This window comes from Clostridium sp. KLE 1755, from assembly GCF_000466465.2.
Taxonomy (GTDB): Bacteria; Bacillota; Clostridia; order Lachnospirales; family Lachnospiraceae; genus Eisenbergiella; species Eisenbergiella porci.
This window is the reverse complement of sequence record NZ_KE992712.1, coordinates 47270-56110: the sequence shown is the minus strand read 5'-3', so window position 1 is coordinate 56110 and position 8841 is coordinate 47270. Positions and strand designations below refer to the sequence as shown.

The window sequence follows — 8841 nt, the reverse complement described above, 5'->3', positions numbered from 1 at the left end:
GCGCCCATGGCGCGCAAACAAAGAAAAGGGCTCTCCGAAAATCGGAAAGCCCTTAAAAATCTAAAAATACTAATTACTCGATGATGGTAGCAACACGGCCTGATCCTACAGTACGTCCACCTTCACGGATAGCGAAAGTAAGACCCTGCTCCATAGCGATAGGATGAATCAGTTCGATGCTCATTTCTACGTTATCACCAGGCATGCACATCTCTACACCTTCAGGAAGGTTGCAGACACCTGTTACGTCAGTTGTTCTGAAGTAGAACTGAGGTCTGTAGTTGTTGAAGAAAGGAGTATGACGTCCACCTTCATCTTTGGTCAGAACGTATACCTGAGCGGTAAACTTTCTGTGGCAGGTAACTGTGCCGGGTTTTGCAAGAACCTGTCCTCTTTCGATTTCAGTTCTCTGAACACCACGAAGCAGTGCGCCGATGTTATCACCAGCCTGAGCTTCATCCAGCATCTTACGGAACATTTCGATACCGGTAACAACAGTCTTCTTGGTCTCTTCTTTGATACCAACGATTTCAACTTCTTCATTCAGATGAAGTGTTCCACGCTCTACTCTACCGGTTGCAACAGTACCACGGCCGGTAATTGTGAATACGTCTTCTACAGGCATAAGGAAAGGCTTGTCTGTGTCACGCTGAGGATCCGGAATATAAGAGTCAACAGCTGCCATCAGCTCAAGGATCTTATCGCCCCATTCGCTCTGAGGATCTTCCAGAGCTTTCAGAGCGGAACCCTGGATAATCGGAGTGTCATCTCCGGGGAATTCATACTCGTTCAGCAGGTCTCTGATTTCCATTTCAACCAGCTCAAGCAGTTCCGGATCGTCTACCATATCACATTTGTTCATGAATACAACGATATAAGGAACGCCTACCTGACGGGACAGCAGGATGTGTTCTTTGGTCTGAGCCATAACACCATCGGTAGCTGCAACAACCAGGATAGCACCATCCATCTGAGCTGCACCAGTGATCATGTTCTTTACATAGTCAGCATGGCCAGGGCAGTCAACGTGTGCGTAATGTCTGTTTTCTGTTTCATACTCTACGTGAGCTGTGGAAATGGTGATACCACGTTCTCTTTCTTCCGGAGCCTTGTCGATCATATCGAAAGCTACAGCTTCACCAGTTCCAAGTCTTGTATTCAGAGTCTTGGTAATAGCTGCTGTCAGAGTTGTTTTACCATGGTCAACGTGGCCAATGGTACCAATGTTACAATGCGGCTTTTTTCTTTCAAATTTAGCTTTAGCCATTTTTGATAATCCTCCTTAAAATCAATAGAAATCAATTGTTTCTTTTTCTAATCGGCTAATTCTGATTATATTAGATTATACCGATATTTTCAAGCTTTATTTAGCTTATTTTGCCTTTGCTGCAAGTACTTTTTACACAGGAAAAAGTTCACTACTTTTATTTTGCCTTTGCAGCAAGCACTTTTTCCTGTACGTTCTTCGGTACCTGCTCATATTTCTCAAAGAACATGGAATAGTTGCCACGTCCCTGAGTCTTGGAACGCAGGTCTGTGGAATAACCGAACATCTCAGCAAGCGGTACATATGCTCTTACCAGCTTGCCTCCGCCGATGTCATCCATACCTTCGATACGTCCGCGGCGGGAGTTGATATCACCGATAACATCACCCATATAGTCTTCAGGCATGGTAACTTCAACCTTCATGATAGGCTCAAGCAGTACCGGGTTAGCCTTGGACATAGCATCCTTGAATGCCAGGGATCCGGCAATGTGGAATGCCATTTCGGAAGAGTCAACTTCATGGTAGGAACCATCGTATACGGTAGCGTGAACACCCAGTACAGGGAATCCGCCGAGGATACCGGCCTTGGATGCTTCCTCAATACCTTCACCAACTGCCGGGATATATTCCTTAGGAATAGAACCGCCGACAACTGCGGTATCGAACTTGAATGTCTCTTCGCCGTTAGGATCCATGGGCTCGAACTTAACCTTACAATGTCCGTACTGTCCACGTCCACCGGACTGTTTTGCGTATTTGCTGTCAACATCAACAGGCTTGGTAAAGGTTTCTTTGTATGCAACCTGAGGTGCACCAACGTTTGCTTCCACCTTGAACTCACGCAGAAGTCTGTCTACGATAATTTCCAGATGGAGCTCGCCCATACCAGCGATAATTGTCTGTCCTGTTTCCTGATCCGTATGGGCACGGAAGGTCGGGTCTTCTTCTGCCAGTTTGGAAAGAGCTTCACCCAGTTTACCCTGGCCTGCTTTGGTCTTGGGCTCAATAGCAAGCTCAATAACCGGTTCAGGGAATTCCATGGATTCCAGAATTACCGGATGCTGATCGTCACAGATGGTATCACCGGTTGTGGTGAACTTAAAGCCAACTGCTGCAGCGATATCACCGGCAAATACCTTATCTAGCTCCTGTCTCTTGTTAGCATGCATCTGCAGGATACGTCCAACACGTTCCTTCTTATCCTTTGTTGCATTCAGCACATAAGAACCGGAGTTCATAGTTCCAGAATACACACGGAAGAATGCAAGCTTACCAACAAACGGGTCAGCCATAATCTTGAATGCCAGAGCGGAAAAAGGTTCCTCGTCAGAAGAATGTCTTTCCACTTCGTTTCCATCCAGATCAGTTCCCTTTATAGAAGGGATGTCCGTAGGAGAAGGCATATACTCAAGCACTGCATCCAGAAGCTTCTGTACACCCTTGTTCCTGTATGCGGAACCGCAGCAAACCGGGATAGCTGCACATTCGCATGTAGCTTTTCTCAGAACTGCCTTAAGTTCTTCAACAGAAGGTTCTTCCCCTTCCAGATACATCATCATTAAATCATCATCTAATTCACAGATTTTCTCGATCAGCTCTGAACGATACAGCTCTGCATCATCCTGCATATCCCCAAGATCCTCTGTTACTGTAATATCTTCGCCCTTATCGTCGTTAAAGATATAGGCTTTCATTTCAAACAGGTCGATGATTCCCTTGAATTCATCTTCCTTGCCGATAGGCAGCTGCAGGATGATGGCATTCTTGCCAAGCCTTGTCCTGATCTGGTCTACGGCACCGTAAAAGTTTGCGCCAAGGATGTCCATCTTATTGATGAAGGCCATTCTCGGTACATTGTAGGTGTCTGCCTGACGCCATACGTTTTCTGACTGAGGCTCAACGCCGCCCTTCGCACAGAATACGCCGACAGCGCCATCCAGTACACGAAGAGAACGCTCAACTTCCACTGTGAAGTCAACGTGGCCGGGAGTATCGATAATATTGATACGGTACTCAGGCTCATTGGGATCAACCTTGCATTCATGATGCTTGGTCCAGTGGCATGTGGTAGCGGCTGATGTGATGGTGATACCTCTTTCCTGTTCCTGCTCCATCCAGTCCATGGTCGCAGTACCTTCATGAGTATCCCCGATCTTATAGTTAACACCGGTGTAGTACAGAATACGCTCTGTCAGAGTAGTCTTACCTGCATCGATGTGAGCCATAATACCAATGTTTCTGGTTCTCTCTAATGGATATTCTCTTCCAGCCAAAGGTTTTTCCTCCTTAATTTTGTATCCCGGGCCTAAGCCGCAAGGACGCGCCCACCCAGATTAAAATCTGTAGTGAGAGAACGCCTTGTTTGCTTCTGCCATTTTGTGCATGTCTTCTTTTCTTTTAACTGCGGATCCGGTGTTATTGGATGCGTCAAGAATTTCGTTTGCCAGTCTTTCTTCCATGGTCTTCTCGCCTCTCTTGCGTGAGAAGGTTACAAGCCATCTTAAGCCCAGCGCCTGGCGTCTGTCAGGTCTTACTTCGATAGGCACCTGATAGGTAGCACCACCGATACGCCTAGCCTTTACTTCGAGAACAGGCATGATATTGTTCATCGCTTCCTCGAATACTTCAAGAGCCGGCTTTCCAGCCTTTGCTTCAACTCTGTTGAACGCACCGTATACAATCTTCTGGGCAACGCCTCTCTTACCATCCAGCATGATGTTGTTGATAAGTTTGGTGACTACCTTGTCGTTGTATAAGGGGTCCGCCAGTACGTCTCTTTTCTGAATATGTCCTTTACGTGGCACGGTTCTTCCCTCCTTAATTATAATCTGTAATTAAATCATCGGTACTCACATGTGTCTGATACACGGCCGCATGCGGCCGGGCAAACGTCTGTCCGGAAACAAAACGTTACTAATTACACCCAATGTGTTCGTGCGGTCTATCTGTTCGCTTAGAAAGTGAAAATCAGAATCCCAACACTAAATTAGTTCTTTCTGTGGTACATGGAAAATAATGAATTATTTTCCTGCCTTAGGTCTCTTAGCACCGTATTTGGAACGGGCCTGACGTCTGTTAGCAACGCCTGCGGTATCCAGTGTACCTCTGATGATGTGGTATCTGGTACCGGGAAGGTCCTTAACACGGCCGCCTCTGATCAGAACAACGCTGTGTTCCTGCAGATTGTGTCCTTCACCGGGAATGTAGCTTGTTACTTCGATTCCGTTGGAAAGACGAACTCTGGCGATCTTTCTAAGAGCTGAGTTAGGTTTCTTAGGAGTAGCTGTCTTAACAGCGGTGCAGACACCTCTCTTCTGAGGAGCGGAAGCATCCGTAGCTTTCTTGTGAAGGGAGTTGTATCCTTTCTGGAGAGCCGGTGCGGTAGACTTCTTTACAGATGTCTGACGTCCTTTTCTGACTAACTGGTTAAATGTTGGCATTCTTTTTCACCTCCTGCGGTATAGGTTAATGTGTCGTTATATACATGCATAAGAAAAAAATGCATTCAAATGCACGCTAGAATAGTATACGTGCTTCAGAATGCATTGTCAATAGATTTTCTTTAAATTTACAGGTATTTTATGGTAAATGAGCGGCTTTTACACCTAATTCTCAAAAATTTTACGCAAACGTGCCTCCTTCACTTTCTTACGGTCAGCACGAAGCGCTGTCCTGCGCAGCCAATAGCGCGGATCTGACTGGACTGTAACACTCTGCTTGCTTTTCATTTCCTGAGGAATAACACGCGTCGCTGTAAACGCCAGACAGGCATGGAAAATTCTCCATGCCTGTCTGGGTACGTTTACATTATAAATGAGACAGCTTCTCATTCTTAATCAGCTAATTACTCATTATCCTCTGCAACAGAAACTGCCAAATCCTCATCTTCATCGATTTCTTCCGTTTCTTCTGCAGTTATGATATCCTCTTCCTCATCCGGAAGGACGTCTTCCTCCACGCCTTCGTCAAAATCGAATTCATCGTCCATATCCAGCATGTCATTCAGCGTGTCGTCGGTGCTCAGATGCACGTCGCGGTAGCGCTTCATACCGGTTCCGGCAGGAATCAGCTTACCAATAATTACGTTTTCCTTCAGACCGATCAGAGGGTCAACCTTTCCTTTGATTGCAGCTTCGGTAAGAACCTTGGTAGTTTCCTGGAAGGATGCTGCCGACAGGAAGGAGTTGGTTGCAAGAGCCGCCTTGGTAATACCAAGAAGAATCTGCTTGCCGTCCGCCGGCTGTCTGCCAGCTGCCACAAGCTCTTCATTCAGGTCTTCGTAATCCAGAGCATCCACAAGTGTGCCGGGCAGATATTCGGTATCACCGCTGTCTTCCACACGCACCTTCTTCAGCATCTGACGAACGATAACCTCGATATGCTTATCGCTGATATCAACACCCTGGAGACGGTATACACGCTGTACTTCACGGAGCATGTAATCCTGTACTGCACGGATACCCTTGATCTTCAACAGATCGTGGGGGTTAACGCTACCTTCGGTCAGTTCATCACCAGCCTCAAGTATCTGGCCGTCCATAACCTTGATTCTGGAACCGTAAGGGATCAGATAGGCTTTGGATTCGCCTGTTTCACTGTTGGTTATGATAACTTCACGTTTTTTCTTTGTATCCTTAATGGCCGCCACACCGCCGAACTCTGCGATAATCGCAAGTCCCTTGGGCTTTCTGGCCTCAAAAAGCTCCTCGACACGGGGAAGACCCTGTGTGATATCGTCACCGGCAACACCGCCCGTATGGAAGGTACGCATGGTCAGCTGGGTACCAGGCTCACCAATTGACTGTGCAGCGATGATTCCAACTGCTTCACCAACCTGCACCGCTTCACCGGTAGCCATGTTGGCTCCGTAGCACTTGGCGCAGATTCCGTTTCTGGAACGGCAGCTTAATATAGTACGGATTTTCACGCTTTCCACAGGTTCACCCTTATCATTTACGCCAACGCTGAGAATTCTCTCCGCACGGCTGGGAGTGATCATGTGGTTCTTCTTAACAATGACATTACCATCGCGATCCTTGATTTCCTCACAGGAAACCCTGCCGGTAATTCTGTCCTTCAGGCCTTCGATGGTTTCTTTTCCATCCATGAAAGCCTTAACTTCCATGCCTGGAATTTCCGGTCTGTCTTCACAGCAGTCCAGTTCACGGATAATCAGCTCCTGTGATACGTCGACCATACGTCTGGTCAGGTATCCGGAGTCAGCGGTACGCAGAGCCGTATCGGACAGACCCTTACGTGCGCCGTGCGCGGACATGAAGTATTCCAGTACGTCCAGACCTTCACGGAAGTTTGATTTGATGGGCAGCTCGATGGTACGGCCGGTTGTATCGGCCATCAGTCCACGCATACCTGCCAGCTGCTTGATCTGCTGGTTGGAACCACGGGCACCTGAGTCGGCCATCATGAAAATATTGTTGTATTTATCCAGTCCTGCAAGCAGAACGTCCGTCAGCTCTTTATCCGTCTCATTCCAGGTCTCCACAACCGCACGGTAACGCTCTTCCTCTGTGATAAGGCCGCGGCGGAAGTTCTGTGAAATACGGTCAACGGTAGCCTGCGCTTCTGCCAGCATTTCCGGCTTCTTTTCAGGAACGGTCATGTCGGAAATGGAAACCGTCATGGCTGCCCTTGTAGAATATTTGTAGCCGGTTGCCTTAATATCATCCAGCACCTCAGCCATTCTGGAGGAACCATGGATATTGATAACCTTTTCCAGAATCTGCTTCAGGCCCTTCTTGCTTACGTGGAAGTCAACCTCCAGCTTCAGCGCATTTTCCGGAACGCTTCTGTCCACAAAGCCCAGATCCTGAGGAAGGACTTCATTGAAAATAAAACGGCCCAGCGTAGATTCTACGATATCAGACATTTCAGTGCCGTCAGGCATCTGCTTTGTTATTTTAACTTTAATTCTTGAATGCAGGGTCAGCGCCTGGTTTTCATAAGCCAGAATTGCTTCATTCAGGCTCTTAAAGCACTTTCCTTCGCCCTTGGCTCCGGGTCTTTCCTGTGTCAGGTAATAGATACCAAGTACCATATCCTGGGAAGGAACGGCAACAGGGCCGCCATCGGAGGGCTTCAGCAGGTTATTGGGTGAAAGAAGCATAAAACGGCACTCTGCCTGCGCTTCCACGGAAAGAGGAAGATGCACAGCCATCTGGTCACCGTCGAAGTCCGCATTGAAAGCCGTACAAACAAGCGGATGCAGCTTGATAGCCTTACCTTCCACCAGGATGGGTTCAAACGCCTGAATACCCAGTCTATGCAGTGTAGGGGCGCGGTTCAACATAACGGGATGCTCTTTGATAACATCCTCCAGAACGTCCCATACCTGAGAATCCAGTCTTTCCACCAGCTTTTTGGCATTTTTAATATTCTGGGAAATGCCTCTGGCCACCAGTTCCTTCATAACGAAGGGCTTAAACAGCTCGATTGCCATCTCCTTAGGCAGACCGCACTGATAAATTTTCAGTTCGGGACCTACGACGATAACGCTTCGTCCTGAATAGTCAACACGCTTGCCCAACAGGTTCTGACGGAAACGGCCGGACTTACCTTTAAGCATGTCGGAAAGGGATTTGAGTGCCCTGTTTCCGGGTCCTGTTACCGGACGTCCCCTTCTGCCGTTGTCAATCAGGGCATCAACGGCTTCCTGAAGCATTCTCTTTTCATTACGGACGATAATATCCGGAGCGCCAAGCTCCAGCAGTCTTTTCAGACGGTTATTTCTGTTGATAATCCTGCGGTACAGGTCGTTTAAGTCGGAGGTCGCAAAACGTCCGCCGTCCAGCTGTACCATAGGACGAAGATCCGGAGGAATTACCGGGATGGCATCCAGAATCATCCACTCCGGACGGTTGCCGGATTCGCGGAAAGCTTCCACAACCTCAAGACGCTTGATTATTCTTGCACGCTTCTGGCCGGTAGACTCATTCAGCCCTGTTTTCAGTTCTTCGGATTCTTTTTCAAGGTCAATAGCTTCCAGCAGCTCTTTGATGGACTCGGCGCCCATGCCCGCCCGGAATTTATTTCCCCAGGTTTCCCTTGCGTCTTGGTATTCCTTTTCGGAAAGCACCTGCTTGTATTCCAGGTTGCTTTCGCCGCGGTCAAGTACGATATAGGAAGCAAAGTAAAGTACCTTTTCCAGCACTCTGGGGGAAAGATCCAGAATCAGTCCCATACGGCTGGGGATACCTTTAAAATACCAGATATGGGAAACCGGCGCAGCCAGTTCGATATGTCCCATACGCTCACGGCGGACGCTGGACTTGGTAACCTCAACACCGCATCTGTCGCAGACAACACCTTTGTATCTGATTTTCTTGTATTTACCGCAGTGACATTCCCAGTCCTTGGTAGGCCCGAAAATACGTTCACAGAACAGGCCGTCTCTTTCCGGCTTCAGCGTTCTGTAATTGATGGTTTCGGGCTTCTGTACCTCACCTCTGGACCAGTCCCTGATCTTTTCAGGAGAAGCCAGGCCGATTTTGATGGCATCGAACGTCATCGGCTGATATACTTCATTTTTTGTAGTTGTTTCAGACATTGTGCACT

The 8841-nt window shown here is 47.9% G+C and carries 5 protein-coding genes; all 5 read right to left on the bottom strand.

Annotation, left to right across the window (positions count from 1 at the left end; translation table 11 throughout):
• Positions 1-73: 73 nt before the first annotated feature.
• A complete protein-coding gene (tuf, locus tag HMPREF1548_RS13810) occupies positions 74-1267 on the bottom strand; it encodes an elongation factor Tu (protein ID WP_021636847.1) in 1194 nt (397 codons plus the stop codon).
• Positions 1268-1424: 157 nt separating this feature from the next.
• Positions 1425-3542, bottom strand: a complete 2118-nt coding sequence (fusA, locus tag HMPREF1548_RS13805; protein ID WP_025487438.1) for an elongation factor G — start codon at positions 3540-3542, stop codon at positions 1425-1427.
• 60 nt (positions 3543-3602) lie between these two features.
• Positions 3603-4073, bottom strand: a complete 471-nt coding sequence (gene rpsG / locus HMPREF1548_RS13800) for a 30S ribosomal protein S7 (protein WP_021636845.1) — start codon at positions 4071-4073, stop codon at positions 3603-3605.
• Positions 4074-4289: 216 nt separating this feature from the next.
• Entirely contained in the window at positions 4290-4709 is a 420-nt protein-coding gene (gene rpsL, locus HMPREF1548_RS13795; protein WP_009256158.1) for a 30S ribosomal protein S12, read from the bottom strand.
• A 404-nt stretch (positions 4710-5113) separates the two neighbouring features.
• Positions 5114-8833, bottom strand: a complete 3720-nt coding sequence (gene rpoC / locus HMPREF1548_RS13785; protein WP_021636843.1) for a DNA-directed RNA polymerase subunit beta' — start codon at positions 8831-8833, stop codon at positions 5114-5116.
• Positions 8834-8841 lie beyond the last annotated feature (8 nt).